This window comes from Pseudomonas sp. FBF18, from assembly GCF_024261405.1.
GTDB classification, from domain to species: domain Bacteria; phylum Pseudomonadota; class Gammaproteobacteria; order Pseudomonadales; family Pseudomonadaceae; genus Aquipseudomonas; species Aquipseudomonas palmensis.
On the sequence record NZ_QKRS01000009.1, the window covers coordinates 177,160 to 202,837 of the forward strand.

The 25,678-nt window shown below is 64.7% G+C and carries 25 protein-coding genes; 14 read left to right on the plus strand and 11 right to left on the minus strand.

Translation table 11 applies throughout. From position 1 onward, the window contains the following. Nucleotides 1-52: 52 nt before the first annotated feature. Nucleotides 53-2,041 (minus strand): sensor histidine kinase, encoded by a 1,989-nt coding sequence (locus DN387_RS16070; RefSeq protein WP_054916371.1) that lies wholly within the window; start codon nt 2,039-2,041, stop codon nt 53-55. 261 nt (nt 2,042-2,302) lie between these two features. Here DN387_RS16070 and DN387_RS16075 point away from each other — a divergent pair, with 261 nt between their 5' ends. The 4 genes from DN387_RS16075 to DN387_RS16090 all read left to right on the plus strand — a co-directional run bounded on the left by DN387_RS16075 (nt 2,303) and on the right by DN387_RS16090 (nt 5,815). Then, the gene (locus DN387_RS16075) at nt 2,303-3,100 is read left to right on the plus strand and encodes a hydroxymethylpyrimidine/phosphomethylpyrimidine kinase (RefSeq protein WP_054916370.1); all 798 of its coding nucleotides are present in this window, start codon (nt 2,303-2,305) and stop codon (nt 3,098-3,100) included. A gap of 23 nt (nt 3,101-3,123) precedes the next feature. Further along, a complete protein-coding gene (gene thiE / locus DN387_RS16080; RefSeq protein WP_054916348.1) occupies nt 3,124-3,750 on the plus strand; it encodes a thiamine phosphate synthase in 627 nt (208 codons plus the stop codon). An 11-nt stretch (nt 3,751-3,761) separates the two neighbouring features. Then, a complete protein-coding gene (hemL, locus tag DN387_RS16085; RefSeq protein ID WP_054916347.1) occupies nt 3,762-5,042 on the plus strand; it encodes a glutamate-1-semialdehyde 2,1-aminomutase in 1,281 nt (426 codons plus the stop codon). A gap of 224 nt (nt 5,043-5,266) precedes the next feature. Continuing rightward, entirely contained in the window at nt 5,267-5,815 is a 549-nt protein-coding gene (locus tag DN387_RS16090; protein ID WP_043863885.1) for a tetratricopeptide repeat protein, read from the plus strand. An 8-nt stretch (nt 5,816-5,823) separates the two neighbouring features. On the opposite strand, the gene DN387_RS16095 is transcribed toward DN387_RS16090, so the two are convergent. Continuing rightward, a complete protein-coding gene (locus tag DN387_RS16095; protein WP_043863886.1) occupies nt 5,824-6,150 on the minus strand; it encodes a DUF1820 family protein in 327 nt (108 codons plus the stop codon). A 129-nt stretch (nt 6,151-6,279) separates the two neighbouring features. On the opposite strand from DN387_RS16095, the gene miaB reads away from it, so the two are divergent. The 5 genes from miaB to lnt all read left to right on the plus strand — a co-directional run bounded on the left by miaB (nt 6,280) and on the right by lnt (nt 11,590). After that, on the plus strand, nt 6,280-7,608 hold the full coding sequence (gene miaB, locus DN387_RS16100) for a tRNA (N6-isopentenyl adenosine(37)-C2)-methylthiotransferase MiaB (RefSeq protein ID WP_043863887.1): 1,329 nt from the start codon (nt 6,280-6,282) through the stop codon (nt 7,606-7,608). A 122-nt stretch (nt 7,609-7,730) separates the two neighbouring features. After that, nucleotides 7,731-8,732: a PhoH family protein gene (locus tag DN387_RS16105; protein WP_043863888.1), complete on the plus strand. Its 1,002-nt coding sequence runs from the start codon at nt 7,731-7,733 to the stop codon at nt 8,730-8,732. Next, on the plus strand, nt 8,725-9,219 hold the full coding sequence (gene ybeY, locus DN387_RS16110; RefSeq protein WP_043863889.1) for an rRNA maturation RNase YbeY: 495 nt from the start codon (nt 8,725-8,727) through the stop codon (nt 9,217-9,219). Before DN387_RS16105 ends, ybeY begins: the two co-directional genes overlap by 8 nt. 5 nt (nt 9,220-9,224) lie before the next feature. Further along, entirely contained in the window at nt 9,225-10,064 is an 840-nt protein-coding gene (locus DN387_RS16115) for an HlyC/CorC family transporter (RefSeq protein ID WP_043863890.1), read from the plus strand. Between the two features lie 8 nt (nt 10,065-10,072). Further along, nucleotides 10,073-11,590: an apolipoprotein N-acyltransferase gene (lnt, locus tag DN387_RS16120; protein ID WP_043863891.1), complete on the plus strand. Its 1,518-nt coding sequence runs from the start codon at nt 10,073-10,075 to the stop codon at nt 11,588-11,590. Here the strand turns inward: lnt and DN387_RS16125 are convergent. Next, nucleotides 11,587-12,348, minus strand: a complete 762-nt coding sequence (locus DN387_RS16125; protein WP_043863892.1) for a YdcF family protein — start codon at nt 12,346-12,348, stop codon at nt 11,587-11,589. The two genes, lnt and DN387_RS16125, sit on opposite strands and share 4 nt — an antisense overlap. Before the next feature lie 134 nt (nt 12,349-12,482). Then, nucleotides 12,483-12,800: a hypothetical protein gene (locus DN387_RS16130; protein WP_043863893.1), complete on the minus strand. Its 318-nt coding sequence runs from the start codon at nt 12,798-12,800 to the stop codon at nt 12,483-12,485. A gap of 237 nt (nt 12,801-13,037) precedes the next feature. On the opposite strand from DN387_RS16130, the gene leuS reads away from it, so the two are divergent. From leuS to DN387_RS16155, 5 genes are all read left to right on the plus strand, one after another. Further along, nucleotides 13,038-15,644, plus strand: a complete 2,607-nt coding sequence (gene leuS / locus DN387_RS16135) for a leucine--tRNA ligase (RefSeq protein ID WP_054916346.1) — start codon at nt 13,038-13,040, stop codon at nt 15,642-15,644. Between the two features lie 58 nt (nt 15,645-15,702). Beyond that, nucleotides 15,703-16,308: an LPS assembly lipoprotein LptE gene (lptE, locus tag DN387_RS16140; protein ID WP_054916345.1), complete on the plus strand. Its 606-nt coding sequence runs from the start codon at nt 15,703-15,705 to the stop codon at nt 16,306-16,308. Between the two features lie 39 nt (nt 16,309-16,347). Continuing rightward, entirely contained in the window at nt 16,348-17,385 is a 1,038-nt protein-coding gene (gene holA, locus DN387_RS16145; protein ID WP_054916344.1) for a DNA polymerase III subunit delta, read from the plus strand. A gap of 137 nt (nt 17,386-17,522) precedes the next feature. Continuing rightward, nucleotides 17,523-17,687, plus strand: coding sequence for an alternative ribosome rescue factor ArfA (arfA, locus tag DN387_RS16150; protein WP_054916343.1), 165 nt, complete (start codon nt 17,523-17,525; stop codon nt 17,685-17,687). Nucleotides 17,688-17,748: 61 nt separating this feature from the next. After that, nucleotides 17,749-19,065 (plus strand): lytic murein transglycosylase, encoded by a 1,317-nt coding sequence (locus DN387_RS16155; protein ID WP_054916342.1) that lies wholly within the window; start codon nt 17,749-17,751, stop codon nt 19,063-19,065. 135 nt (nt 19,066-19,200) lie between these two features. Here the strand turns inward: DN387_RS16155 and lipA are convergent, their stop codons facing one another. The 7 genes from lipA to rodA all read right to left on the minus strand — a co-directional run bounded on the left by lipA (nt 19,201) and on the right by rodA (nt 25,653). Further along, entirely contained in the window at nt 19,201-20,223 is a 1,023-nt protein-coding gene (lipA, locus tag DN387_RS16160; RefSeq protein WP_043863898.1) for a lipoyl synthase, read from the minus strand. A 2-nt stretch (nt 20,224-20,225) separates the two neighbouring features. After that, nucleotides 20,226-20,873 (minus strand): lipoyl(octanoyl) transferase LipB, encoded by a 648-nt coding sequence (gene lipB / locus DN387_RS16165; RefSeq protein ID WP_043863899.1) that lies wholly within the window; start codon nt 20,871-20,873, stop codon nt 20,226-20,228. Beyond that, entirely contained in the window at nt 20,873-21,148 is a 276-nt protein-coding gene (locus tag DN387_RS16170) for a DUF493 domain-containing protein (RefSeq protein ID WP_043863900.1), read from the minus strand. Before DN387_RS16170 ends, lipB begins: the two co-directional genes overlap by 1 nt. 76 nt (nt 21,149-21,224) lie before the next feature. Further along, nucleotides 21,225-22,385 (minus strand): D-alanyl-D-alanine carboxypeptidase family protein, encoded by a 1,161-nt coding sequence (locus DN387_RS16175; protein WP_043863901.1) that lies wholly within the window; start codon nt 22,383-22,385, stop codon nt 21,225-21,227. A 135-nt stretch (nt 22,386-22,520) separates the two neighbouring features. Next, a complete protein-coding gene (locus DN387_RS16180; protein ID WP_043863902.1) occupies nt 22,521-23,522 on the minus strand; it encodes a septal ring lytic transglycosylase RlpA family protein in 1,002 nt (333 codons plus the stop codon). Then, the gene (gene mltB, locus DN387_RS16185) at nt 23,522-24,532 is read right to left on the minus strand and encodes a lytic murein transglycosylase B (RefSeq protein WP_043863903.1); all 1,011 of its coding nucleotides are present in this window, start codon (nt 24,530-24,532) and stop codon (nt 23,522-23,524) included. The genes DN387_RS16180 and mltB overlap by 1 nt, the downstream gene beginning before the upstream one ends. 17 nt (nt 24,533-24,549) lie before the next feature. After that, nucleotides 24,550-25,653: a rod shape-determining protein RodA gene (rodA, locus tag DN387_RS16190; protein WP_043863944.1), complete on the minus strand. Its 1,104-nt coding sequence runs from the start codon at nt 25,651-25,653 to the stop codon at nt 24,550-24,552. Nucleotides 25,654-25,678 lie beyond the last annotated feature (25 nt).

Below are 25,678 nucleotides of genomic sequence, written 5' to 3' on the forward strand. Positions count from 1 at the left end.
ACGTGACCCCAGTGAATCACGCCCCGCCCCCGGCTCAAAGTGACAAAAACGCCTAATCAGCCGCGATTTGCCCCGATCTGGGCGCCCCGGAAAACCCGCTGGGCACCCGGGCCGTCAGGGTCAGTTCGAAGCAACTGCCCTCGCCCGGGCTCGACTGATGGCTCAGCTGTGCATCGATCAACAGCGCCAACTTGCGACAGATCGACAGGCCAATGCCCAGGCCGCCGTACTCGCGGGTCATCGACCCATCGACCTGGAAGAAACGCTGGTAGGGCGCTGCCTCGTCCAGGCAGTGAAAGCCGATACCGCTGTCGCGCACACTGAAGGTCAGGCTCGCCTGATCGACGCCCATGGGCGTGGCCCGCACCTTGAGCAGCACGCCGCCGCGATGGGTGAACTTGAGCCCGTTGTCGAGCAGGTAGCTCAGGCACATGGCCAGCTTGCGCCGGTCGCCGTGGATCACATCCGGCAGATCCATGCCCGGGTCCAGGTTGAAGAACAGGCCCTTTTCCTGGGCCTTGGGCAGAAAGCGCACACGCAGTTCGTGAAGCAACCCATGCACGCTGAACAGCTCGGTCTGCACCTGCAGGCGTCCGGCCTTGAGCTCGGTGAGAATCAGGATGTCGTCGACCATGCGCATCATGTTCTGCGCGGCAGCGTTGGCGGTGTGCTGGTAGGGGGTACGCTCCTGCTCGCTGGTGGCCATCTGCATCAGTTCCAGCGAGCCGATCACACCGTTCATGGGGGTGCGCAGCTCATGGGTGACGGTGGCCAGGAACTCGTCCTTGAGGCGATTGCTGCGCGCCAGCTGCAGGTTGGCCTGCTCCAGTGTCAGCCCGGCCTCGCGCAGCGTGCGCGCCTGTTCTTCGCGCATGCTGTTGATGCGGTCGGCCAGGGCCAGCGACAACAGCCCCACCTCCAGCGCCGAACCGATCTGGCTGGCGTACATGGTCAGGAACACATTGGGCAGGTAGCCCAGCACCATCAGGGTGTTGACCAGCCCGCCGAGCAAAAAGGCCGACCAGGCGATGATGAAGTAGCGTGCCACGCGCATGCCGCGCCACCAGGCAAACAGCCCGGCGGCGAAGATGCTCACCGTGAACAGCAGCGCCAGCGCGGTAGCCAGGCGCAGGGCGATCCCGTAGTCCTGCGCCAGCGACATCACCATCACCAGCACCGAACAGGCCATCAGCCCCTGAAGGAAGCGGTCGAAGGCGCGGCTGTGGCTGGCCATCTGCAGGAAACTGCGCGCGAACTGGCAACCGAACAGGCCCGCGGCGCCGATGAACAACGGGGTGGCGGCGTTGGCCCACCACGGGTGGTCCGGCCAGAAGTACGCTACCCCGGCGCCATTGACCGAGACCTGGTACAGGCCGAACGAGGCGATGTAAAGGATGTAGTAGAGGTAGCTCCTGTCGCGCACACTGATGAAGATGAACAGGTTGTACACCAGCATCCCCAGCAGCACGCCGTAGATCAGCCCCAGCACATACAGCCGCGTGGGCTGCGCCTCCAGGTACGCATCGCTCGACCACAACGTCAGCGGCGCCTGTACCGAACCCTCGCTGTGCAGGCGCAGGTACAAAGTGGTCGCCTGGCCGGGGGCGAACGGCAGATTGAACAGGTAGTTGTTCTGGCGGATCTGGCGGCTGGCGTAGGGCAAGGCATCCCCGGTGCGCTGCGCCAGGTAGTAGTGCCCGGCGGCATCGGGCAGGTAGAGTTCCAGGTAATCGAGTGGCGGGTAGGCCAGTTCCAGCAACCAGTGACGTGGCGCGGCCTGGGCCGTGGCGGTGTAGCGCAGGTCGAGCCTGATCCAGAAGACCGAGGTCGAATAGCCGGCGTTGAGCACGTCGGCCTGGTGCGGCTCGAACCGGCTGGCGAAGTCCGGCGAGCTCACCTGGGCGATGCTGGCGCTGCCATCGGGGTCTTCATACACCTGCATCAGGCGGCCCAGCGGCAACTGCCGGGTGGTGTCGTCGAAATCGGCAGCGCTGGCCAACAGTGGCAAACAGCACAGCAAGAAAGTCAGCAAATTACGCATACAGCCCCGGCGTGGCATGTGCAGTCGCGTCGCGTTGGCCTCCTGTCCGTTTGAGGCGACGAAATCCGACAGTACCTGTTATCGATTGGCGAGCACTCTAGCATAGGTTCCCGGCGCTTCCAGCGGTGTTGTTTCAATTCAATTCAGAGGCTCTATCTCGCGGCTTTCAGCCTATATCAGAGAAGCAATCTGACCTGTCGATCAAAAACGCCGCCTGCCTGGAAGACCCGCCAAAAGCGTTTGGTGGTAAGCTCGCGCACCATGAATACCTACAGCTCCCGCCCCGTTGTCCTCTGTCTCTCCGGCCACGACCCCAGTGGCGGCGCCGGCTTGCAGGCAGATATCGAAGCCCTGATCGCTCAAGGTTGTCACGCCGCCCCGGCCGTCACCGCCCTGACCGTGCAGAATACCGTCAATGTCAGTGACTTCCGCGTGCTCGACCGCGAGTGGGTTCTGGCCCAGGCCAATGCCGTGCTGACCGACTCGACCGTCGCAGCGGTGAAGCTTGGCATGCTTGGCTCGCTGGCCATGGTCGACACCATCGTCGAACTGCTCAGCGCCCACCCGCACCTGCCGCTGGTGTGCGACCCGGTGCTGCGCGCCGGTGGCGGTGGTCGCCTGGGCAAGGACGAGGTCGGCTACGCCATGCGCGAACGCCTGCTGCCGCTGGCCACCATTGCCACGCCCAACCTGCCCGAGGCCCGCATCCTGGCCGAACTGCCCGAAGGCAGTGCCGATGAATGCGCCGAAAAACTGCTGCCATTCGTCAAGCACCTGCTGATCACCGGCGGCCACGGCGACGAACACGAAATTCACAACCGCCTGTACAGCCGCGACGGCGAGCACCACACCTGGACCTGCCAGCGCCTGCCGGGCGACTACCATGGCTCGGGCTGCACCCTGGCCAGCGCCCTGGCCGGACGCCTGGCCCTGGGCGAGCAGTTGCACAGCGCGGTACGCTCGGCGCTGGACTACACCTGGCGCACCCTGCGTGACGCCGAAAAACTCGGCCAGGGCCAGTACGTGCCACGCCGCCTGCCCCTGGATTTCTGTTCCTGACCGACCGCCCCGAGGCCTGCACGATGAAGTTACGTGGTTTGTATGCCATCACCGACAGCCAACTGTTGGCTGGCCGCTTTCTTGCCTATGTCGAAGCGGCCCTCGAAGGTGGCGTGACCCTGCTGCAATACCGCGACAAGAGCCAGGACCACGCACGTCGCCTGGGCGAGGCCGAAGCGCTCAAGGCCCTGTGCGAGCGCTACAACACCCGCCTGATCATCAATGACGATGCCGAGCTGGCCGCGCGCCTGGACGTCGGCGTGCACCTGGGCCAGACCGACGGCCCGCTGACCCCGGCGCGCACCCTGCTGGGGCGCAGCGCGATCATCGGCGCCACCTGTCACGCCCAGCTCGACCTGGCCGAGCAGGCGGCCCGCGAAGGCGCCGACTATGTCGCCTTCGGCCGCTTCTTCAACTCGGTCACCAAACCCGGCGCCCCGGCCTGCAACGTGCAACTGCTGGACGACGCCCGTGGCCGCATCAAATTGCCGATTGCCGTGATCGGCGGCATCACCCTGGACAACGCCGCACTGCTGGTCGCCCATGGCGCCGACCTGCTGGCGGTGATTCACGGCCTGTTCGGCGCCGACAGCACGGCCGAGGTCACTCGCCGCGCCCGCGCCTTCAACGCCCTGTTCGCATCTGCCTGAGAGAGCCCGACATGTCTCGTTCCGAAACCCTGTTTGCCAATGCCCAGAAGCACATCCCCGGTGGCGTGAACTCGCCCGTGCGTGCGTTCAAGAGCGTGGGCGGCACGCCGCTGTTCTTCAAGCACGCCGAAGGCGCCTATGTCACTGACGAAGACGACAAGCGCTATGTCGACTACGTCGGCTCGTGGGGCCCGATGATCCTCGGCCACAGCCACCCGGACGTGCTGGAGTCGGTGCGCAAGCAACTGGCCCACGGCCTGTCCTATGGCGCCCCGACCGCGATGGAAACCGAGATGGCCGACCTGGTCTGCTCGATCGTGCCATCGATGGAAATGGTGCGCATGGTCAGCTCCGGCACCGAAGCGACCATGAGCGCGATCCGCCTGGCCCGTGGCTTCACCGGTCGCGACAGCATCATCAAGTTCGAAGGCTGCTACCACGGCCACTCCGACAGCCTGCTGGTCAAGGCCGGCTCTGGCCTGCTGACCCAGGGCGTGCCAAGCTCGGCCGGCGTGCCGGCGGCGTTCGCCAAGCACACCCTGACCCTGCCGTTCAACGATATCGACGCGGTAGCGAAGATGCTCGGTGAAGTCGGCCAGGACGTGGCGTGCATCATTGTCGAGCCGGTGGCCGGCAACATGAACTGCGTGCCACCGGCGCCGGGCTTCCTCGAAGGCCTGCGCAGCCTGTGCGACCAGCACGGCGTGGTGCTGATCTTCGACGAAGTGATGACCGGTTTCCGCGTGGCCCTGGGCGGCGCCCAGGCGCACTACGGCGTAACCCCGGACCTGTCGACCTTCGGCAAGATCGTTGGTGGCGGCATGCCGGTGGGCTGCTTCGGCGGCAAGCGCCACATCATGGAACAGATCGCGCCGCTGGGCCCGGTGTACCAGGCCGGCACCCTGTCGGGCAACCCGCTGGCCATGGCCGCGGGCCTGACCACCCTCAAGCTGATCAGCCGTCCGGGCTTCCATGACGAGCTGAGCGCCTTCACCAGCCGCCTGCTCGATGGCCTGCAGCAGCGCGCCGATGCGGCCAGCGTGCCGTTCGTCACCACCCAGGCCGGTGGCATGTTCGGCCTGTACTTCAGCGGCGCCGACGACATCGTCACCTTCGACGACGTGATGGCCAGCGATGCCGAGCGCTTCAAGCGCTTCTTCCACCTGATGCTCGAAGGCGGCGTTTACCTGGCGCCGAGCGCATTCGAAGCCGGCTTCACCTCCATCGCCCACGGCGAGACCGAGCTGAAAATCACCCTGGATGCCGCCGAGCGGGCCTTCGCCAAGCTGTGAAACCGCTTCGCCGGCCAGGCCGGCCCGTGCAGGTTGCATGCAATCTCATGCAATCTGCACGGGCCGGCCTGGCCGGCAAAGACGCCAGAACAGCCACCGCAAGCCTCCCCGCCTTCCTCCCTCGGCAGAAAATCGAGTAAAGACTTTGTAAGGTGGGCGCTGCTTATCCCATAATGTGCCACCAGACACATTGGCCGCAGCTTTGCAGAGGTAAGTCGATCACCATGAACCGCGCCGGCCGCGCCCTCGCACTGGGCTGCCTGTTGCTACTTCAGCCCCTGCTGGCCACCGCAGGCGGTAACTCGTTGCTGATCCCGGCAGCAGGCCGCTGCACCCTCAATACGCCTGCCGACGAACTGCAACAGGCCCTGGCCAGCTGCCAGCAGGCCGCGCAGTCCGGCGACGCACAGGCGCAGTACGAGCTGGGCGAGTTCTATTACGACGGCAAGAACGCCCCGCAAGACCTGAACAAGGCACTCAACTATTTCGAGCAGGCCTCGCTGCAAGGCCACGCCGAAGCGCAATATCGCCTGGGCAGCATGTTCTTTCGCGGCGAAGGCGTCGCCGCCAACAACGTGCAGGCCTATATCGTGCTGAAGATGGCCGCGGTGAACGGCGCCGAAGACGCGCTGGACATGGCCGACGAAGTGTCTGCAAAAATGCAGCGCGACGAACTGGAGATGGCCACCCAGGTGCTCGGTCAGATCTTTCGCAAGTACCTGCTGGAGCTGCAGACCGTCGACGGTCGCACCCCCTTCGCACCCCTTCCGTAACGCAGCCGTTACTTCTCGGGCATCGGCATCGGGAACGGCATCACGTTGCTGACGCCACGGGCTTCACTGACCTTCGGCGTGCCCAGGCGCTCGACCTCGTCGATGCGCACGATCGAATGCATGGGCACGAAGCTGCGCACCACACCCTCGAACTGAGCCTTGAGCTTCTCCTCGCTCGGGTCGACAACGACCTGAGTGCGCTCGCCGAACACGAATTCCTCGATCTCCAGAAAACCCCACAGGTCACTCTGGTAGATCTGTTTGGCGTACATCTCGAACACCTGGCCCTGGTTGAGAAAGATGACTTTGTAGATGGGAGCTTCGCGTTTGGTCATTGGGGGCTGGAACAGTCACAGGGGGAAATAAGCCGCAAACTATAACATAGCCGCCCGAACGACAGCGCTAGGAACCCTCGACCACGCGCCCTATAATGCGCGGTTCTTTGAATCACCTGATGATCACGCATGGCCAAGAAGCTCTATATCGAAACCCATGGCTGCCAGATGAACGAGTATGACAGCTCGCGCATGGTCGACCTGCTGGGTGAACATCAAGCGCTGGAGGTGACCGAGCGGGCCGAAGACGCCGATGTCATCCTGCTCAACACCTGCTCGATCCGCGAACGGGCCCAGGACCGCGTCTACTCCCAGCTCGGCCGCTGGCGCGAGCTCAAGGACGCCAAGCCCGACATGGTGATCGCCGTGGGCGGTTGCGTGGCCAGCCAGGAAGGTGATTCGATCCGCAAGCGCGCGCCCTATGTCGACGTGGTGTTCGGCCCGCAGACCCTGCACCGCCTGCCCGAGATGATCGACGCGGCGCGCACCACGCGCCTGCCGCAAGTCGACGTGTCGTTCCCCGAGATCGAGAAGTTCGACCACCTGCCCGAACCGCGTATCGACGGCCCCACCGCCTACGTGTCGGTGATGGAAGGCTGCAGCAAGTACTGCACCTTCTGCGTGGTGCCCTATACCCGCGGCGAAGAGGTCAGCCGCCCGTTCGACGACGTGCTGGCCGAGATCATCCACCTGGCCGAGAACGGCGTGCGTGAAGTCACCCTGCTGGGCCAGAACGTCAACGGCTACCGGGGCCAGACCCACGACGGTCGCGTGGCCGATCTCGCCGAGCTGATCCGGGTGGTGGCGGCCGTCGACGGCATCGACCGCATCCGCTACACCACCTCGCACCCGCTGGAGTTCTCCGACAGCCTGATCCAGGCACACGCCGAGGTGCCGGAGCTGGTCAAGCACCTGCACCTGCCGGTGCAGTCGGGCTCGGACCGCGTGCTGGCGGCGATGAAGCGCGGGCACACAGTGCTGGAGTACAAGTCCAAGCTGCGCAAGCTCAAGGCGGCGGTACCGGGCATCTGCATCAGTTCCGACTTCATCATCGGCTTCCCCGGCGAAACCGAGAAAGACTTCGAGAACACCATGAAGCTGGTGGCCGAGGTCGGCTTCGACTTCTCCTACTCGTTCATCTACAGCCCGCGTCCGGGCACCCCGGCCTCCGACCTGCCGGACGACACCCCCGAGGCGCTGAAGAAGGAACGCCTGGCTGCACTGCAGCACCGCCTGGACCACCAGGGCTTCGAGATCAGCCGACAGATGGTCGGCACCCTGCAGCGCATCCTGGTAACCGACTATTCGCGACGCGACCCGGGGCAGTTGCAGGGGCGCACGGAGAATAACCGTATCGTCAACTTCCGCTGCGACAATCCCACGCTGATCGGCCAGTTCGTCGACATCCATATCGACGATGCACGGCCACATTCGCTGTTCGGTTCGCTGGTGCAATAAGGGCCTGTGCCGGGCCCGACGAGCGGCCCGGCGACCCTTGATCGTTTCAGCGCTTTCACCGTAGCGCGGGTGGGGTTATCCTTGAATTCATCCAAATTGCCGTAGGGCGGCTAAAAACGACCTTGAACGCACCCATAGAACCTCATCGCTTCATCCTCGAGCCCTTCGAGGCTCATCGCTTCGCCAACCTGTGCGGGCAGTTCGACGAGCACCTGCGCCTGATCGAACAGCGCCTGGCCATCGAGATCCGCAACCGCGGCAATCAGTTCGAACTGATCGGCGAACCCAAACTGACCTCCTCTGCCGAGCAGCTGCTGCGCCGTCTCTACCGCGAGACCAAGGCCACCGAGCTGTCCCCGGAAATGGTCCACCTGTTCCTGCAGGAATCGGCCGTTGAAGCGCTGGAGAACCCGGCAGTCAACGAAGTCAGCGTTTCGCTGCGCACGCGCAAGGGCATGATTCGCCCACGCGGGCTCAACCAGCAGCGCTACGTGAAGGAAATCCTCGGCAACGACATCAACTTCGGTATCGGCCCTGCCGGTACCGGCAAGACCTACCTGGCCGTGGCCTGCGCGGTCGACGCGCTGGAGCGTGAACAGGTACGTCGCATCTTGCTGGTACGCCCGGCAGTCGAGGCCGGTGAGAAGCTCGGCTTCCTGCCCGGCGACCTGGCCCAGAAGATCGACCCGTACCTGCGCCCGCTGTACGACGCCCTGTACGAGATGCTCGGCTTCGAACACGTGGCCAAGCTGATCGAACGCCAGGTGATCGAGATCGCCCCGCTGGCCTACATGCGCGGCCGCACCCTGAACAACAGTTTCATCATCCTCGACGAGAGCCAGAACACCACCGTCGAGCAGATGAAGATGTTCCTCACCCGTATCGGCTTCGGTTCCACTGCCGTGATCACCGGTGACATCACCCAGGTCGACCTGCCGCGCGGCACCAAGTCGGGCCTGGCCCACGTCATCAGCGTGCTCAAGGACGTGCCGGGCATCAGCTTCACCCATTTCCAGCCCAAGGACGTCGTGCGCCACCCGTTGGTCCAGCGCATCGTCGAAGCCTACGAGCGCTTCGAGAATGCACAGGCGGGCCCGACCGAAGGCAAACCGCACGATGCTTGAGCTCGATCTGCAACTGGCCACCCAGGCAAGCGCCCCGAGTGAAGAACAGTTCCGCCAATGGTGCGCCCTGGCCCTGCGCCAGCGCAGTGCCGATTCGGAACTGACCATCCGCCTGGTCGACGAAGCCGAAGGTCGCGAGCTGAACCACACCTGGCGGCACAAGGACTACGCCACCAACGTGCTGTCCTTCCCGGCCGATGTGCCCGACGACCTGCTCGACATCCCGCTGCTGGGCGACCTGGTGATCTGCGTGGCGGTGGTGGAGCGCGAGGCCGCCGAGCAGGGCAAAGCCCTCGAAGCCCACTGGGCCCACCTGGTCATCCACGGTTGCCTGCACCTGCTGGGCTACGACCACATCGACGACGATGAGGCCGAGGAAATGGAAGCACTGGAACGAACGTTGCTTGCCGAACTGGGTCACCCCGACCCGTACGCCGACGACGAACACGACGCACCCCACACTGATATCTGCAAGGATCACGAGTAACCGCCATGAGCGAAGATCGATCGAGCAACGGGCAAAAGTCCTGGCTGGGCAAACTGACCCAGGCTTTTGCCCATGAGCCGAAAAACCGCCAGGAGCTCCTCGAGCTGCTGCGCGAAGCGCACCAGAACAAGCTGCTCGACAGCGAGGCCCTGACCATCGTCGAAGGTGCGATCCAGGTCGCCGACCTGCAGGTGCGCGACATCATGGTGCCGCGCTCGCAGATGATCAGCATCAAGGCGTCGCAGACCCCGCGCGAGTTCCTGCCGGCAGTGATCGACGCCGCGCATTCGCGCTACCCGGTGGTCGGCGAGAGCCACGACGATGTGCTTGGCGTATTGCTGGCCAAGGACCTGTTGCCGCTGATCCTCAAGGAGAACGGCGACAGCTTCAACATCAAGGACCTGCTGCGCCCGGCCACCTTCGTGCCCGAGTCCAAGCGCCTGAACGTGCTGCTGCGCGAGTTTCGCGCCAACCACAACCACATGGCCATCGTCATCGACGAATACGGCGGCGTGGCGGGCCTGGTGACCATCGAGGACGTGCTGGAGCAGATCGTCGGCGACATCGAGGACGAGCATGACGTCGAGGAAGACAGCTACATCAAGCCGCTGCCCAGCGGCGACTTCCTGATCAAGGCCCTGACGCCGATCGAGAACTTCAATGCATTCTTCGACAGCGAGTTCTCCGACGACGAGTTCGACACCGTCGGCGGCCTGGTCATGAGCGCCTTCGGCCACCTGCCCAAGCGCAACGAAACCACCGAAATCGGCCCGTACCGCTTTCGCATCCTCAATGCCGACAGCCGCCGGATTCACCTGCTGCGCCTGACCCCCATCACCCGTTAAGGACAACCATGCGCTGGATCACCCGCCCCGGCTGGCCCGGTAACCTGCTGGCCGTGGCGGCCGGCGCCCTCACCCCGCTGAGCCTGGCCCCGTTCGATATCTGGTCGCTGTCGCTGCTGTCGCTGGCGCTGTTCTACCTCGGCCTGCGCGAGCTGAGCCCGCGCCAGGCGCTGTGGCGCGGCTGGTGCTACGGCTTCGGCCTGTTCGGTGCCGGCACCTGGTGGATCTACGTCAGCATCCACGACTACGGCGGCGCCTCGGCGCTGCTGGCCGGCGGCCTGATGCTGCTGTTCTTCGCCGCCATCGCGTGGTTTTTCGCCCTGCCGGCCTGGCTGTGGGCGCGCTGGCTGCGCCGCCCTGAAGCACCGCTGGCCGACGCCCTGTGCTTTGCCGCCCTGTGGGTGGGCCAGGAGGCGTTCCGCGGCTGGTTTCTCACCGGTTTCCCGTGGCTCTATGCCGGCTACAGTCAGCTGGACGGTCCGCTGGCGGGCCTGGCTCCGCTGGGCGGCATGTGGCTGGTGTCCTTCACCTTGGCCCTGACCGCCGCCCTGCTGTGCAACCTGCATCGCCTGCGCGAGCGCAAGGGCTTCATGGCCATCGGCGCGCTGCTGCTGTTCGCCCCGTGGATCATCGGCCTGGCGCTCAAGGGCCATGCCTGGACCGTGCCTTCGGGCGAGCCGCTGAAGGTCGCGGCAATCCAGGGCAACATCGAGCAGGAACTGAAGTGGGACCCCGAGCAGCTCAACCGGCAACTGGCGCTGTACCGCGACATGAGCTTCAGTTCCCGGCCCGTGGACCTGATCGTGTGGCCCGAAACCGCAGTGCCGGTGCTCAAGGAGCAGGCCCAGGGCTACCTGGACATGATGGGCAGCTTCGCCACTGACCGGCATTCGGCGCTGATCACGGGTGTGCCGGTACGTGAGGTGGTGCACCAGCAGCGGCGCTACTACAACGGCATCACCGTGGTCGGCGAGGGTGACGGCACCTACCTCAAGCAGAAGCTGGTGCCCTTTGGCGAGTACGTGCCCCTGCAGGACATGCTGCGTGGCCTGATCGCCTTCTTCGACCTGCCGATGTCGGACTTCGCCCGCGGCCCCGAAGACCAGGCCATGCTGCAGGCCAAGGGTTACCACCTGGCGCCGATGATCTGCTACGAAGTGGTCTACCCGGAACTGGCCGCCAGCCTTGCCGCCAAGAGCGACATCCTGCTGACCATCAGCAACGACACCTGGTTCGGCAAGTCGATCGGCCCCATCCAGCACCTGCAGATGGCGCAGATGCGCGCGCTGGAAGCCGGGCGCTGGATGATCCGCGCCACCAACAACGGCGTCACCGGCCTGATCGACCCGTTCGGCAAGATCACCGCGCAGATTCCGCAGTTCGAACGCGGCATCCTCTACGGTGAAGTGGTGCCGATGCAGAAACTCACGCCCTACCTGCACTGGCGCTCCTGGCCGCTGACCCTCCTGTGCCTGGGCCTGTTCGGCTGGGCCCTGCTGGCCAGCCGCATTGCCAAGACGGTCTAGTAGAACAGGCGATAACCCAGCAGGCCGACTGCTTCGTTGAGCAGTTGGCCGCTCTGCCACATGGCGCGGCTCTCGGGCATCCAGCCGCCGAACGGGCGTGCATAGGCATGCCCCAGATAGCCAACCGGCGCCGCCACCACGTCGAACCCCGCCTGTTCGAAACTCCACACCGAACGCGGCATGTGCCAGGCCTGGGTGACCACCACCACACGCTTCACGCCCTGCGGCAACAGCAGCGCGGCGCTCATCTGGGCGTTCTCCCAGGTGGTACGGCTCTGCTCTTCGAGCCAGCGTACCGGCACGTCGAAATCGCGCTGCAACGAATCGGCCATCAATCGCGCCTCGCTCGGCGGCGTACCGTAGTGCAGCCCACCGCTGGTCAACAGCGGCAGGCCGCTGGCCTTGGCCAGTTGCGCCGCGTAGCGCATGCGCTCCAGTGCCACGCCGGTGGGCTGGTCGGCCCCACCCCAGGCCGGATCACCGCGCTCGCGCCCGGCGCCCAGCACTACGATCGCGTCGGCCTGGCCGGCCAGCGCCTGCCACTGCTGCGGCGCAAGCGGCGGCACACGCTCCAGCTGGCGCGCCGCGAACTCCACCACCACCGGCAGGCTCATCAGCCACAGCCCGCCCAGGCCGGCGATGAAACACAACAGCGAGGTACGCGGCCAGGACCGGCGCAGCCACCACGCTGCCAGCAGCAGCAACAGCAGCACGCCGGGCGGCAGAATCAGTTGTTTGATGAAATAGCGAAATGGCATCAGGCACCTCCATGGATGCCCAAGGCTACAGACAAACGGCGCCTGGCAACAATGCCGCCAGGCGCCGATCAATGGGAATCATGGTGCCAGTGGCGCACTCCGCCTGCGCCTGATTGTGCCCGGCAACTGCCTATCTATTTGCAGTGCAGCTTTCCGGGCTTTGCCGTGTGGGTGGAACGCGCCGCCTGCTTGAGCCAGACGACCTTGGCCCTGGACGGCGGCTGCGCTTGCTGCATCGCTTCGGCACGACCCGGCGCCCCCTCCGGCAACGACGCCAGATAGGCCCTGATCACGTCGAATTCGGCGCGGCTCAGGCCACGCAGTTCCAGTTCGGCAGGCATTTCATCACGCAATCGAGCGGCCGTACGGGCGACATCCAGGGCAAGCCCCAGGCGATCGAGCAACCGCTCGTAAATCTCCGGCTTCAGTGGTTCCAGCTGCGACTCTCCCATCCGTTCACCTCATTGAAGATAAGATTCATCTCCCCCCACACGTCAGCTTAGCGGCACTCCCAAAACCAGCCCGTTGCCGCGACCAACGGAACGCCGGCCGATCCGGTGCAATCAGGGTTTCCCACGATGGACGGGGGTCATGTATGCTACGGCGTTCACTCTTGACACCGGATTGCCGGGCACAACGGTTTTGAACCAGCCTGGATAAGGTCTCCCATTTCTCAGCGCAAAGTAGCCATGCACGAACTCTATCAGCCCCGCGAAATCGAAGCCGCCGCCCAGTCTTACTGGAACGAGCACCACTCTTTTGACGTCAGTGAACAGCCAGGCAAGGACACCTACTACTGCCTGTCGATGTTCCCTTACCCAAGCGGCAAGCTACACATGGGGCACGTGCGCAACTACACCATAGGCGACGTGATCGCGCGCTACCAGCGCATGCTCGGCAAGAACGTCCTGCAGCCAATGGGCTGGGACGCCTTCGGCATGCCGGCGGAAAACGCCGCGATGAAGAACAACGTGGCACCGGCCAAGTGGACCTACGAAAACATCGATTACATGAAGACCCAGCTCAAGAGCCTGGGCCTGGCGATCGACTGGACCCGCGAGATCACCACCTGCAAGCCGGACTACTACCGCTGGGAGCAGTGGCTGTTCACCCGCCTGTTCGAAAAGGGCGTGATCTACCGCAAGAACGGCACCGTGAACTGGGACCCGGCCGACCAGACCGTACTGGCCAACGAGCAGGTCATCGACGGCCGTGGCTGGCGTTCCGGCGCGCTGATCGAAAAGCGCGAAATCCCGATGTACTACTTCAAGATCACCGCCTACGCCGACGAGCTGCTGGAAAGCCTCGACGAGCTGCCGGGCTGGCCTGAACAGGTCAAGACCATGCAGCGCAACTGGATCGGCAAGTCGCGCGGCATGGAAGTGCAGTTCCCCTACGACCAGGCCAGCATCGGCGAAGCGGGCACGCTGAAAGTCTTCACCACCCGCCCCGACACCCTGATGGGCGCCACCTACGTGGCAGTGGCCGCAGAGCACCCGCTGGCGACCCTCGCAGCCAAGGGCAACCCTGAGCTGCAGGCGTTCATCGACGAGTGCAAGAGCGGCAGCGTTGCCGAAGCCGACGTCGCCACCCAGGAGAAGAAGGGCCTGGCCACTTCGCTGCTGGTCGAGCACCCGCTGACCGGCGAGAAGCTCCCGGTGTGGGTCGCCAACTACGTGCTGATGCACTACGGCGACGGCGCAGTCATGGCCGTACCGGCCCACGACGAACGCGACTTCGAGTTCGCCACCAAGTACAAGCTGCCGATCAAGACCGTGGTGCGCACCAGTGCCGGCGATCAAGTGGGCAGCGAATGGCAGGCCGCCTACAACGAGCACGGCCAGCTGATCAACTCCGGCGCGTTCGACGGCCTGGACTTCCCCGGCGCCTTCGATGCCATCGAAGCCGCCCTGATCACCAAGGGCCTGGGCCAATCCCGCACCCAGTTCCGCCTGCGCGACTGGGGCATCAGCCGCCAGCGCTACTGGGGCTGCCCGATCCCGATCATCCATTGCGACGCCTGTGGCGACGTACCGGTGCCGGAAGACCAACTGCCGGTCATCCTGCCGGAGAACGTGGTTCCGGACGGCGCCGGCTCGCCGCTGGCGCGCCTGCCTGAATTCTACGAATGCAGCTGCCCGAAATGCGGCCAGCCGGCCAAGCGCGAAACCGACACCATGGACACCTTCGTCGAGTCGTCCTGGTACTTCGCCCGTTATGCCTCGCCCAACTACGACCAGGGCCTGGTCGACCCTAAGGCGGCCAACCACTGGCTGCCGGTCGATCAATACATCGGCGGTATCGAGCACGCGATCCTGCACCTGCTGTACGCGCGCTTCTTCCACAAGCTGATGCGCGACGAAGGGCTGGTCACCTCCAACGAGCCGTTCAAGAACCTGCTGACCCAGGGCATGGTCGTGGCCGACACCTACTACCGTGTCGCCAGCAACGGCGGCCAGGACTGGTTCAACCCGGCCGACGTCGAAGTCGAGCTGGATGCCAAGGGCAAGGCCATCAGTGCACGCCTGAAGACCGACGGCCTGCCGGTGATCATCGGTGGCACCGAAAAGATGTCCAAGTCCAAGAACAACGGCGTCGACCCGCAATCGATGATCGAAGCCTACGGTGCCGACACCTGCCGCCTGTTCATGATGTTCGCTTCGCCGCCCGACATGAGCCTGGAGTGGTCCGACTCCGGCGTCGAGGGTGCCAACCGCTTCCTGCGCCGCGTCTGGCGCCTGGCCCAGGCCCACGTTGGCCAGGGTCTGCCGGGCAAGCTGGAGCTGGGCAACCTGAACGACGCACAGAAGCTGGTACGCCGTGCCACCCATTCGGCGATCCGCCAGGCCAGCATCGACGTGGGCCAGCACAACAAGTTCAACACCGCCATCGCCCAGGTGATGACCCTGATGAACGTGCTGGAAAAGGCCTCGCAAGCCACCGACCTGGACCGTGCACTGATCCAGGAAGGCCTGGAGACCGTGGCCCTGATACTGGCGCCGATCACCCCGCACATCAGCCACGAGCTGTGGCAGCGCCTGGGCCACACCCAGGCCATCATCGATGCCGGCTGGCCGGCGGTCGACGAAAGCGCGCTGGTGCAGGACACCCTCGAACTGGTCATCCAGGTCAACGGCAAACTGCGCGGGCACATCGAAATGCCGGCCGGCGCCAGCCGTGAAGAAATCGAGGCCGCCGCGCGCAGCAACGAGAACGTGCTGCGTTTCACCGAAGGCCTGAGCATCCGCAAGGTCATCGTGGTACCTGGCAAGCTGGTCAATATCGTCGCCAACTGAGAGCAACGGGCGCCTTGATGGCGCCCGCACCGCCTACAAGGTTCAAGGGAGCAACAAGATGATCAAACGCAATCTGCTGGTGATGGGCCTGGCGGTCCTGCTCAGCGCCTGCGGTTTCCAGCTGCGTGGCACCGGTGTCACCGAGCTGAGCCTCAAGGAAATCGACCTGAGCGCGCGCAATGCCTATGGCGAAACCGTGACCCAGCTGCGCCAGGTACTGCAAACCAGCGGCGTCAACGTGCACACAGGTGCGCCGTACAAGCTGATCCTGACCAACGAACAGGAAAACCAGCGCGCGGCCAGCTATGCCGGCGCCGGCCGTTCGGTGGAGTACGAGCTGACCACCGAGCTTAGCTACGAGATCAAGGGCCTGGACAACCTGAGCCTGCTGAACGACAAGATCGAAGTGCAGAAGGTCTACGTGCACGACAGCAACAACCTGACCGGTTCCGATCAGGAAGCCGGCCAGATCCGTGACGAGATTCGTCGCGAGCTGGTACAGCGCATGGTGCTGCGCCTGCAGCAACTGACCCCCGAGCAGCTCGACAGCCTGCAACAGCAGGCCGATGAGCGGGCTAAGGCCGAAGCCCAGGCGCTTGAAGCTGCACGCCGTGCCCAAGATGCAACCCCCCAGCAATCGCCGCTGGAACTGCCGGCCAACTGAGCCTGAACGGGGCGCTTCGGCGCCCCGTCTATCTGTCCTATGAAGCTCACACCTGCCCAACTGCCCAAACACCTGCAAGGCAACCTCGCACCGGTCTACGTGATCAGTGGCGACGACCCGTTGCTGTGCCAGGAAGCCGCCGATGCGGTGCGCCTGGCGGCTCGCCAGCAAGGGTTCGACGAACGCCAGGTGTTCAGCGCCGACGCCAACTTCGACTGGGGCACCCTGCTGCAGGCCGGTGCCAGCCTGTCGCTGTTCGCGCAAAAGCGTGTGCTGGAGCTGCGCCTGCCATCGGGCAAGCCCGGCGACAAGGGCGCGGCGGCACTGATCGAATACTGTGCGCGCCCGGCCGACGACACCCTGCTGCTGATCAGCCTGCCCAAGCTTGATGGCAGCGCGCAGAAGACCAAGTGGGGCAAGGCCCTGATCGAAGGCCAGCAGGTGCAGTTCGTGCAGATCTGGCCGGTCGACACCCAGCAGCTGCCGCAATGGATCAACCAGCGCCTGGCCCAGGCCGGGCTCTCGGCCCAGCGTGATGCGGTAGAGCTGATCGCCGCACGGGTCGAAGGCAACCTGCTGGCCGCAGCGCAGGAGATCGAAAAGCTCAAGCTGCTGGCCGACGGCAACACGATCACGGTGGAAACCGTGCAGGCAGCAGTGGCCGACAGTGCACGTTTCGACGTGTTTGGCCTGGTCGATGCGATCCTCAACGGCGAGGCCGCGCATGCGCTGCGCATGCTCGAGGGGCTGCGCGGCGAAGGGGTCGAGCCACCGGTGATCCTCTGGGCACTGACGCGCGAGCTGCGTGTACTGGCCGGCCTGGCCCAGCAGTTCGCCCAGGGCGTGCCGCTGGACAAGGCGTTCAGCCAGGCTCGCCCGCCAGTGTGGGACAAGCGCAAGCCGTTGATGAGCAAGGCCCTGCAGCGTTACTCGGCGCAACGCTGGGCGCAGCTGCTGCAGGATGCCCAGCGCATCGATGCGCAAATAAAGGGCCAGGCCCAGGGCTCGCCCTGGGTGAGCCTGTCGCGGCTGTCGCTGTTGATGGCGGGTCAGCGGCTGGCATTGCCTGCCGAGTAACCCCCCTGACGGTCAGCACCGGCGAAGCTTCTGGGGGCCGCTGCGCAGCCCATCGCCGGCAATGCCGGCTCTGCCCTTGCCTGCGAGGGGTTCAGCGCCTATATTGCGCCCACACCCATCTGAGCAGGACCTCTGCCATGAGCAAAAAGCCCGCAAAGCACCGGCCCAACAAGGCCAAATCGATCATCGCCCAGCCCTTGTTCCGCAGCCGTCAGGAACCCGCCGGCAAAGGCAAAGGCAGCTACCGCCGCGAAGCCTTCCAATCGAGAGATTGGGAGGCTTCTCACTTTTTGGCCGCATGAAAGCAAGAAACCCACAGGCATGATATGGTCGTCACCTGACCTGAAATACCTGGACCCATGCATGCCCTTATGCCCCTCCCGTCGCCGGCAACTTCGCCAGCTGACCGCAGCTTCCAGCCTTATCCTGCTCGTCGCCTGTGCCGAGCAACCTACCGTCGCCGACACCCTGCCCCTGGCTCCCGCGCAACCTGCCCCGGTGGTCACCCTGCCCACCCCGAACACCGACGCCAGCCCGGAAATCCAGCCCCTGCAGACCTTTGCCCAATGGCAAGCCGGCTTTCGTCAGCAGGCCCTGCAGGCCGGCATCGCCCCGGCCACCTTCGACCGCGCGTTCATCGGAATCACCCCCGACATGGACGTGATCAAGGCCGACCGCAGCCAACCCGAATTCACCCGGCCGGTGTGGGAATACCTCGAGGGCGCGCTGTCGCCCCTGCGCGTTCGCAACGGCAAGAAGCTGCTCGACCAGCATGCCGTCCTGCTCAGCCAGCTGGAGCAACGCTATGGCGTGGACCGCAGCGTACTGGTGTCGGTATGGGGCATGGAGAGCAACTTCGGCCAGTTCCAAGGCAGCAAGTCGGTGATCCGCTCCCTGGCCACCCTGGCCTATGAAGGACGCCGCCCGGCATTTGCCCAGGCGCAGCTGATCGCGGCCCTGCAGATCCTGCAGAACGGCGATATCCAGCCCGAGGCCATGCTGGGTTCGTGGGCCGGCGCAATGGGCCAGACCCAGTTCATCCCGACCACCTACAACACCCACGCCGTGGACTTCGACGGCGACGGTCGTCGCGACATCTGGAAGAGCTCGGCCGATGCGCTGGCCTCCACCGCGCACTACCTGCAGAGCTCCGGCTGGAAACGTGGCGAGCCCTGGGGCTTCGAAGTCCAGGTGCCAGGCAGCTTCGACTACTGGCTGGCCGATGGCAGCCTGCGCAAGAGCGTGGCCGAGTGGCAGCAACTGGGTGTGACCCTGCCAGCCGGTGCCCGTGCCCCGGCCGGTACCGAACAGCTCTCGGCCGCCCTGCTGCTGCCGGCGGGCGCCCGTGGCCCGGCATTCCTGGTGCTGGACAACTTCCGCGCGATCCTCAAGTACAACAACTCGTCGTCCTATGCGCTGGCCGTAAGCCTGCTGGCGGAACGCTTCGACAACTCGGGCTTCATTCGCGGGTCGTGGCCCAAGGATGACCTGCCGCTGAGCCGCAGCGAGCGGATCGAGCTGCAGCAACTGCTCAGCGCCAACAATTATGACGCGGGCACCGCAGACGGGATCATCGGCGCCAACACGCGCAAGGCCATCCGCAGTGCGCAGCAGGCGCAGGGCTGGCCGGCCGATGGATACCCGACGCACAAGTTGCTGGAAAGCCTGCGCAAGCGCTGACAGCGCGACAGCAGGGCCGGCTCCCACAGCGGTAGGAGCCGGCCTTGCCGGCGAAGAAGCCAGTGAAGCCATCAACAAAAAGGCCCCCGTACCATCGCTGGTACGGGGGCCTTTTTTCAGCCAGTCACACGCCGGTCACAGCTTGATCTTGGCCTCGTGCGCCTGTTGGTCGGCATGGTACGACGAACGCACCAGCGGGCCCGAGGCGACGTTCTTGAAGCCCATCTTGTAGCCTTCCTCGGCGAACCAGGCGAAGGTGTCCGGGTGCACGAAACGCTGCACCGGCAAGTGGCTGCGCGATGGCTGCAGGTACTGGCCCAGGGTCAGCATGTCGATGTTGTGCTCGCGCATGCGATGCATCACCTCGATCACTTCCTCGTCGGTCTCGCCCAGGCCCAGCATCAGGCCGGACTTGGTCGGTACGTGCGGCACCAGCTCCTTGAACTTCTGCAGCAGGGTCAGCGACCACTGGTAGTCCGAACCCGGACGCGCGGCCTTGTACAGGCGTGGCACGGTTTCCAGGTTGTGGTTGAACACATCCGGCGGCTCTTGCGCCGTGATCGCCAGTGCCACGTCCATGCGTCCGCGGTAGTCCGGCACCAGGGTTTCCAGCTGCACGCCCGGCGACAGCTTGCGGATCTCGCGCAGGCAGTCGGCAAAGTGCTGGGCACCGCCGTCACGCAGGTCGTCGCGGTCCACCGAGGTGATCACCACGTACTTCAGGCGCAGGTCGGCGATGGCCACGGCCAGGTTCATCGGCTCGTCGACATCCAGCGCTTTGGGCCGGCCGTGGCCGACGTCGCAGAACGGGCAGCGACGGGTGCAGATGTCACCCATGATCATGAAGGTGGCGGTGCCACCCGAGAAGCACTCGCCCAGGTTCGGGCAGGAAGCCTCTTCGCACACGCTGTGCAGCTTGTGCTTGCGCAGCAATTGCTTGATGCGGTCGACTTCCGGCGACACCGGGATGCGCACGCGGATCCAGTCAGGTTTTTTCGGCAGTTCTTCGGTCGGGATGATCTTGACCGGGATACGTGCAACCTTTTCGGCGCCACGCAGCTTGACGCCAGCTTCGACCTTGGGCCGTGGGGCCGGGCGCGCGCTGACGTCCTGAGTGGGAATAAGGGTTTGCTGCGGTTCTTGCACAACAGTATTCATATTCAGTCGATTCCGCCCGCAAGGGTCGTCTGCTCAGCATAGTCGAGGTGCTTGACCAGCTGCCCGCGCAGCCTTGCCCTTACCTCGGTGAGTTCGATCGGGCCTGCCTGATCGCGCAGCTGGGTCATGGCCAGCCCCGCATACCCGCAGGGGTTAATCCGGCGGAATGGCGCAAGGTCCATGTCCACGTTCAAGGCAAGGCCATGGAAAGAACAGCCATTGCGAATGCGCAAGCCGAGGGAGGCGATCTTCGCCCCGTCGACGTAGACGCCAGGCGCGTCGGGCTTGGCCGCCGCCTCGACGCCATAACTGCCCAGCAGCTCGATCAGGCAGCGCTCCATGCGGCTGACCAGGTCACGCACGCCAAAGCCCAGGCGGCGTACATCGAGCAACAGGTAGGCCACCAGCTGACCCGGTCCATGGTAGGTCACCTGGCCACCGCGGTCGGTCTGCACCACCGGGATATCTCCCGGCAGCAGCAGGTGCTCGGCCTTGCCGGCCTGGCCCTGGGTGAACACCGGCGGGTGTTCAACCAGCCACACTTCATCGGCCGTGCCCGGGCCACGCTGGTCGGTGAACCGACGCATGGCCTCGAGCACGGCCGTGTAAGGCAGCAGGCCGAGGTCGCGAAAGCCGAGGCTGGCCGACATCAGAGCACCATTTTCACGATTCCGGTCGCGCGCAGGGCACTGTTGATGTTCTGCAACTGGTCTTCACTGGTGGCAATGATGTGCAGCTGCACCGTGGTGTACTTGCCTTCCTTGCTCTGGCGCTCGGCCAGGGTCTTGAGGTCGACCTCGGCGTATTTCTTGAGAATCTCGATCACCGTGTCCCTGAAATGGACCACGGTGTCGCCGATTATCTTGATCGGGTAATCGGCGCAGGGGAATTCGATCTTGTGCGACTTGACGTCTGGTTCGGTCATGGCAGTAACGGCCTCGTAAGCCGTGGCAACAACAATGCCCCCGCGTGAGTGTGCGGGGGCATGGCAGGTCACGATATCAGTTGAACAGCCCGTAGAAGAATAGCCGAATGCTATCCCACGCACGACGCAGGAAACCACCTTCCTCCACGTCGTCCAGCGCGATCAGGTCGGCGCTGTGTACCACATTGTCATCCAGTTTGACTTCCACTTTACCGATCACGTCACCTTTGGCGATGGGCGCGGTCAGCTGCGGGTTCATGGTCATGCTTGCAGCCAGCTTCTTCAATTGGCCTTTAGGCAAAGTCATGCTCAGGTCTTCGGCAAGACCTGCCTTGACCTGGGCTGTCTTGCCCTTCCACACCGGCGCCTGGGCCAGTTCGGTGCCCTTCTGGTAGAAGGTCTGGGTCTCGAAGAAGCGGAAACCATAGGTCAGCAGCTTCTGGGTTTCGGCAGCGCGCGATTGCTCGCTGTTGGTACCGAACACCACGGCGATCAGGCGCATGCCGTCACGTACTGCCGAGGACACCATGCAGTAGCCCGCCTCGTCGGTGTGGCCGGTCTTCAGGCCGTCGACGGTCTTGTCGCGCCACAGCAGCAGGTTGCGGTTGGGCTGCTTGATGTTGTTCCAGAAAAATTCCTTCTGCGAGTAGATCGCGTAGTGCGCCGGATCCTCGTGGATGATCGCCCGTGCCAGCACCGCCATGTCGTGCGCCGAGGAGTAGTGCTCGGGGTTCGGCAGGCCGGTGGGGTTCATGAAGTGGCTGTTGCTCATGCCCAGGTCGGTGGCAGTCTTGTTCATCATGTCGGCGAAGGCGTCTTCACTGCCGGCAATGTGCTCGGCCAGGGCGACGCTGGCGTCGTTGCCGGACTGGATGATGATGCCGTGCAGCAGGTCGCTGACGCTGACCTGGGTGCCGACCTTGATGAACATGCGCGAACCGCCGGTACGCCAGGCGTTTTCGCTGACGGTGACCGGATCGTTCTCGCCGATCTGCCCGCGACGGATGTCCAGGGTGGCGATGTAGGCGGTCATCAGCTTGGTCAGGCTCGCCGGAGGCAGGCGCTGGTCGCCATTGTTCTCGACCAGGATGTTGCCGCTGGAGGCTTCCATGAGCACGTAGGACTTGGCTGCCAGTTGCGGCGGCGACGGCATCATCTGCTCTGCCGCGAAAGCGGCAGGAGCGATCATCAGCGGTACAAGCAGGCAAAGGCGTTTGGCAAAGCTGGTTATGTTCATCCGTCTCTCGAAATGGCTATTGGGCTCATGCCCTCGCGGGCAAAACGTATTCCAGGCGCTGGGCCTGGCGAGCAAAACGGCCATTGTACATGGCTGCTCTGCCCGACTGCATGACAAACCGATCAGTCCCCCCGATCAGTCTGCCGTGACGACTTTGGGTTGCCCCAGGTTGGCGAGGCGTACGCTGTCCTGCATCTGCTGGGCCTCGCCCTGGCTGTTGATCGGCCCCAGGCGCACGCGGTGCAGGGTCTGCTGGTTGCGCACGATGGAACTGATGAACACCGGCGCGCTGACCATGCCGCTGAGCTTGGAGCGCAGCAGTTCGGCCGCATCCGGGTTGGCGAACGCGCCGACCTGCAAGTAAAGACCATTGCTCGCCGGCCCGCTGCCGTTGTTGGCAACCTGCACCGGCACCACGGCCGCCGCGTGCTGCTGCGGCGGCGGGGTCCATTGCTCGACGGTGCCGGTACTGGCCGGCAGCGGCTGGGTCTGGGCCACCTGGGGCTGGTTGAGCACCATCGGCGCCTGCTGACCACGCTGGGCCCACCATTGCTGCGGGTCGATGCCCTCGACGCGCACCCGGGCGGTACCGGTTTCGGCGTAGCCGAGCTTCTTGGCCGCGGCGTAGGACAGGTCGATGATGCGGTCCGAATAGAACGGACCACGGTCGTTGACCCGCAGGATCACGCTGCGCTGGTTGTCCAGGTTGGTCACCTTGACGTAGGCCGGCAGTGGCAGGGTCTTGTGCGCCGCACTCATGCCGTACAGGTCGTACACCTCGCCATTGGCGGTGTTCTGCCCGTGGAACTTGGTGCCGTACCACGACGCCGTGCCCTCGGCGCGGTAGTTGCGCGAGTCCTGGATCGGGAAGTAGGTCTTGCCCAGCACCGTGTAGGGGTTGGCCTTGTAGTTGCCGGTGTGCACCGTTGGGGTGGCGTCGGGGATCTTCGAGACATCCACGTCCCACCACGGCGCGCCGTCCTTGTGGGCCCGGTTGATGTCCAGGCCCGGCTTGGCGCGAACCACGTTGCTGCCACCTTGCGGCGTCGGGCGGCTGGAGGAGCAGCTGACCAGCAACAGGCCCAGGGCCGCGCAACCGATCAGTTTGAGAGATGTGTCAGTAAACAGTACGCGCATTACCTGGCGCCCCTTGCCTGGACCAGCTGATCCGAGAGTTGATGTACCGCCATGGCGTACATCACGCTGCGGTTGTAGCGAGTGATCGCGTAGAAATTCTTCAGGCCCAGCCAGTATTCCGGGCCGTTGTCGCCTTCGAGCCGGAAGGCGGTGACCGGCAGATCATCGCGCAGCGCATCATGACTCGACCAGCCCAGTGCCCGCAACTGCGCGACGGTCTTGACCGCCTCGATACCCGGGCTCAGGCCCTCGTCGACACGTTCGCCACGCACCTGGGCGCGGCTGACCACGCCCTCGCCGGCCACCCAGCCATGGCGCTTGAAGTAGCTGGCCACGCTGCCGATGGCATCGTCCGGGTTGGTCCAGATATTGATGTGGCCGTCGCCGTCGAAGTCCACGGCATAGGCGCGAAAGCTGCTGGGCATGAACTGCGGCAGGCCCATGGCGCCGGCGTACGAGCCCTTGAGGGTCAGCGGGTCGACCTGTTCTTCGCGGGCCAGCAGCAGGAACTCGCGCAGCTCCTTGCGGAAGAACTCGGCCCGCGGCGGGTAATCGAAGCCCAGGGTCGACAGCGCGTCGATCACCCGGTAATTGCCGGTGTTGCGGCCAAAGAAGGTCTCCACGCCGATGATCGCCACGATCACCTGGGCAGGCACGCCGTATTCCTTTTCGGCGCGCGCCAGGGTGGCCTCGTGCTGGCGCCAGAAGTCCACACCGCGGGCGATGCGCGCGTCGGTGATGAACATCGGCCGGTATTCCTTCCACGGCTTGACCCGCTCGGCCGGGCGCGAGATCGCATCCAGGATCGACTGCTTGCGCTGCGCCTCGCGAAACACCGCCATCAGTTGCTCGCCGGCAAAGCCGTAGTCGCGGGTCATCTCGCCGACGAACTCGGCCACCTGGGGCGAGCCGTCATAATCGGCGGCACTCGCCTGCTGACCTGGGGCCAGCAGCCCCAACAGCCCGACCCAGGGGGCACAGCGAGCCACCCAGCCACGCATTGCTTGCATTGAATTGTTCACCTTATTCAAACCTGCGCGATCCATTTGCGGTGCGTGTGGATCGACATCAAAACCCCAAACGCTGACAGCAGCGTCACGAGCGAAGTTCCGCCATAGCTGATGAAGGGCAGCGGCACGCCCACCACGGGCAACAGGCCGCTCACCATACCGATATTGACGAACACGTATACGAAGAAGGTCATGGTCAGGCTGCCGGCCAGCAGCTTGCCGTACAGCGTCTGCGCCTGGGCCGTGATCACCAGGCCGCGACCGATCAGCAGCAGGTAGATCAGCAGCAGCGCGCAGATGCCCACCAGGCCGAATTCCTCGCCGAGCACGGCGATGATGAAGTCGGTGTGGCTCTCGGGCAGAAAGTCCAGGTGCGACTGGGTGCCGAGCAGCCAGCCCTTGCCGAATACCCCGCCCGAGCCGATCGCCGCCTTGGACTGGATGATGTTCCAGCCGGTGCCCAACGGGTCGCTTTCCGGGTCGAGGAAGGTCAGCACGCGCTGCTTCTGGTAGTCGTGCATGACGAAGAACCACATCGCCACCGCCACCGGCACTGCCGCCGCCAGCACGCTGAGGATCCAGCGCCAGCGCAGCCCGCCCATGAACAGCACGAACGCGCCCGAGGCCAGGATCAGCAACGCGGTGCCCAGGTCAGGCTGGCGCACGATGAGAATGAACGGCACACCGATCAGGATCAGGCTGATCATCACGTGCTTGAGGTGCGGCGGCAGGGTGCGCTTGGCCAGGTACCAGGCGATGGTCGCCGGCATGATGATCTTCATGAACTCCGACGGCTGGAAGCGGATCACCCCGGGGATGTTGATCCAGCGCGTGGCGCCCATGGCGTTGTGGCCCATCACGTCCACCACCACCAGCAGGATCACCCCGCCGACGTACGCCAGTGGCACCCAGCGCGCCATGAAGCGTGGCTCCAGCTGGGCGATGACGAACATCGACACCAGGCCCAGGCCGAACGAGGACGCCTGCTTGAGCAGCATGTCCCAGTTCTTGCCGCTGGCCGAATACAGCACGAACAGGCTGCCGGCGGCCAGGGTCAGCAGCAGCACCAGCAGCGGGCCGTCGACGTGGATGCGCTGCAGGAAGCTGGCGCGGCGGCGCATCACGTCCTCGCTGGAGAGCATGCGA

Coding starts and splice junctions, on each gene's coding strand:
- DN387_RS16070 (WP_054916371.1), bottom strand. CDS start 2,041: ATGCGTAATTTGCTGACTTTCTTGCTGTGCTGTTTGCCACTGTTGGCC.
- DN387_RS16075 (WP_054916370.1), top strand. CDS start 2,303: ATGAATACCTACAGCTCCCGCCCCGTTGTCCTCTGTCTCTCCGGCCAC.
- thiE (WP_054916348.1), top strand. CDS start 3,124: ATGAAGTTACGTGGTTTGTATGCCATCACCGACAGCCAACTGTTGGCT.
- hemL (WP_054916347.1), top strand. CDS start 3,762: ATGTCTCGTTCCGAAACCCTGTTTGCCAATGCCCAGAAGCACATCCCC.
- DN387_RS16090 (WP_043863885.1), top strand. CDS start 5,267: ATGAACCGCGCCGGCCGCGCCCTCGCACTGGGCTGCCTGTTGCTACTT.
- DN387_RS16095 (WP_043863886.1), bottom strand. CDS start 6,150: ATGACCAAACGCGAAGCTCCCATCTACAAAGTCATCTTTCTCAACCAG.
- miaB (WP_043863887.1), top strand. CDS start 6,280: ATGGCCAAGAAGCTCTATATCGAAACCCATGGCTGCCAGATGAACGAG.
- ybeY (WP_043863889.1), top strand. CDS start 8,725: ATGCTTGAGCTCGATCTGCAACTGGCCACCCAGGCAAGCGCCCCGAGT.
- DN387_RS16115 (WP_043863890.1), top strand. CDS start 9,225: ATGAGCGAAGATCGATCGAGCAACGGGCAAAAGTCCTGGCTGGGCAAA.
- lnt (WP_043863891.1), top strand. CDS start 10,073: ATGCGCTGGATCACCCGCCCCGGCTGGCCCGGTAACCTGCTGGCCGTG.
- DN387_RS16125 (WP_043863892.1), bottom strand. CDS start 12,348: ATGCCATTTCGCTATTTCATCAAACAACTGATTCTGCCGCCCGGCGTG.
- DN387_RS16130 (WP_043863893.1), bottom strand. CDS start 12,800: ATGGGAGAGTCGCAGCTGGAACCACTGAAGCCGGAGATTTACGAGCGG.
- leuS (WP_054916346.1), top strand. CDS start 13,038: ATGCACGAACTCTATCAGCCCCGCGAAATCGAAGCCGCCGCCCAGTCT.
- lptE (WP_054916345.1), top strand. CDS start 15,703: ATGATCAAACGCAATCTGCTGGTGATGGGCCTGGCGGTCCTGCTCAGC.
- holA (WP_054916344.1), top strand. CDS start 16,348: ATGAAGCTCACACCTGCCCAACTGCCCAAACACCTGCAAGGCAACCTC.
- arfA (WP_054916343.1), top strand. CDS start 17,523: ATGAGCAAAAAGCCCGCAAAGCACCGGCCCAACAAGGCCAAATCGATC.
- DN387_RS16155 (WP_054916342.1), top strand. CDS start 17,749: ATGCCCTTATGCCCCTCCCGTCGCCGGCAACTTCGCCAGCTGACCGCA.
- lipA (WP_043863898.1), bottom strand. CDS start 20,223: ATGAATACTGTTGTGCAAGAACCGCAGCAAACCCTTATTCCCACTCAG.
- lipB (WP_043863899.1), bottom strand. CDS start 20,873: ATGTCGGCCAGCCTCGGCTTTCGCGACCTCGGCCTGCTGCCTTACACG.
- DN387_RS16170 (WP_043863900.1), bottom strand. CDS start 21,148: ATGACCGAACCAGACGTCAAGTCGCACAAGATCGAATTCCCCTGCGCC.
- DN387_RS16175 (WP_043863901.1), bottom strand. CDS start 22,385: ATGAACATAACCAGCTTTGCCAAACGCCTTTGCCTGCTTGTACCGCTG.
- DN387_RS16180 (WP_043863902.1), bottom strand. CDS start 23,522: ATGCGCGTACTGTTTACTGACACATCTCTCAAACTGATCGGTTGCGCG.
- mltB (WP_043863903.1), bottom strand. CDS start 24,532: ATGCAAGCAATGCGTGGCTGGGTGGCTCGCTGTGCCCCCTGGGTCGGG.
- rodA (WP_043863944.1), bottom strand. CDS start 25,653: ATGCGCCGCCGCGCCAGCTTCCTGCAGCGCATCCACGTCGACGGCCCG.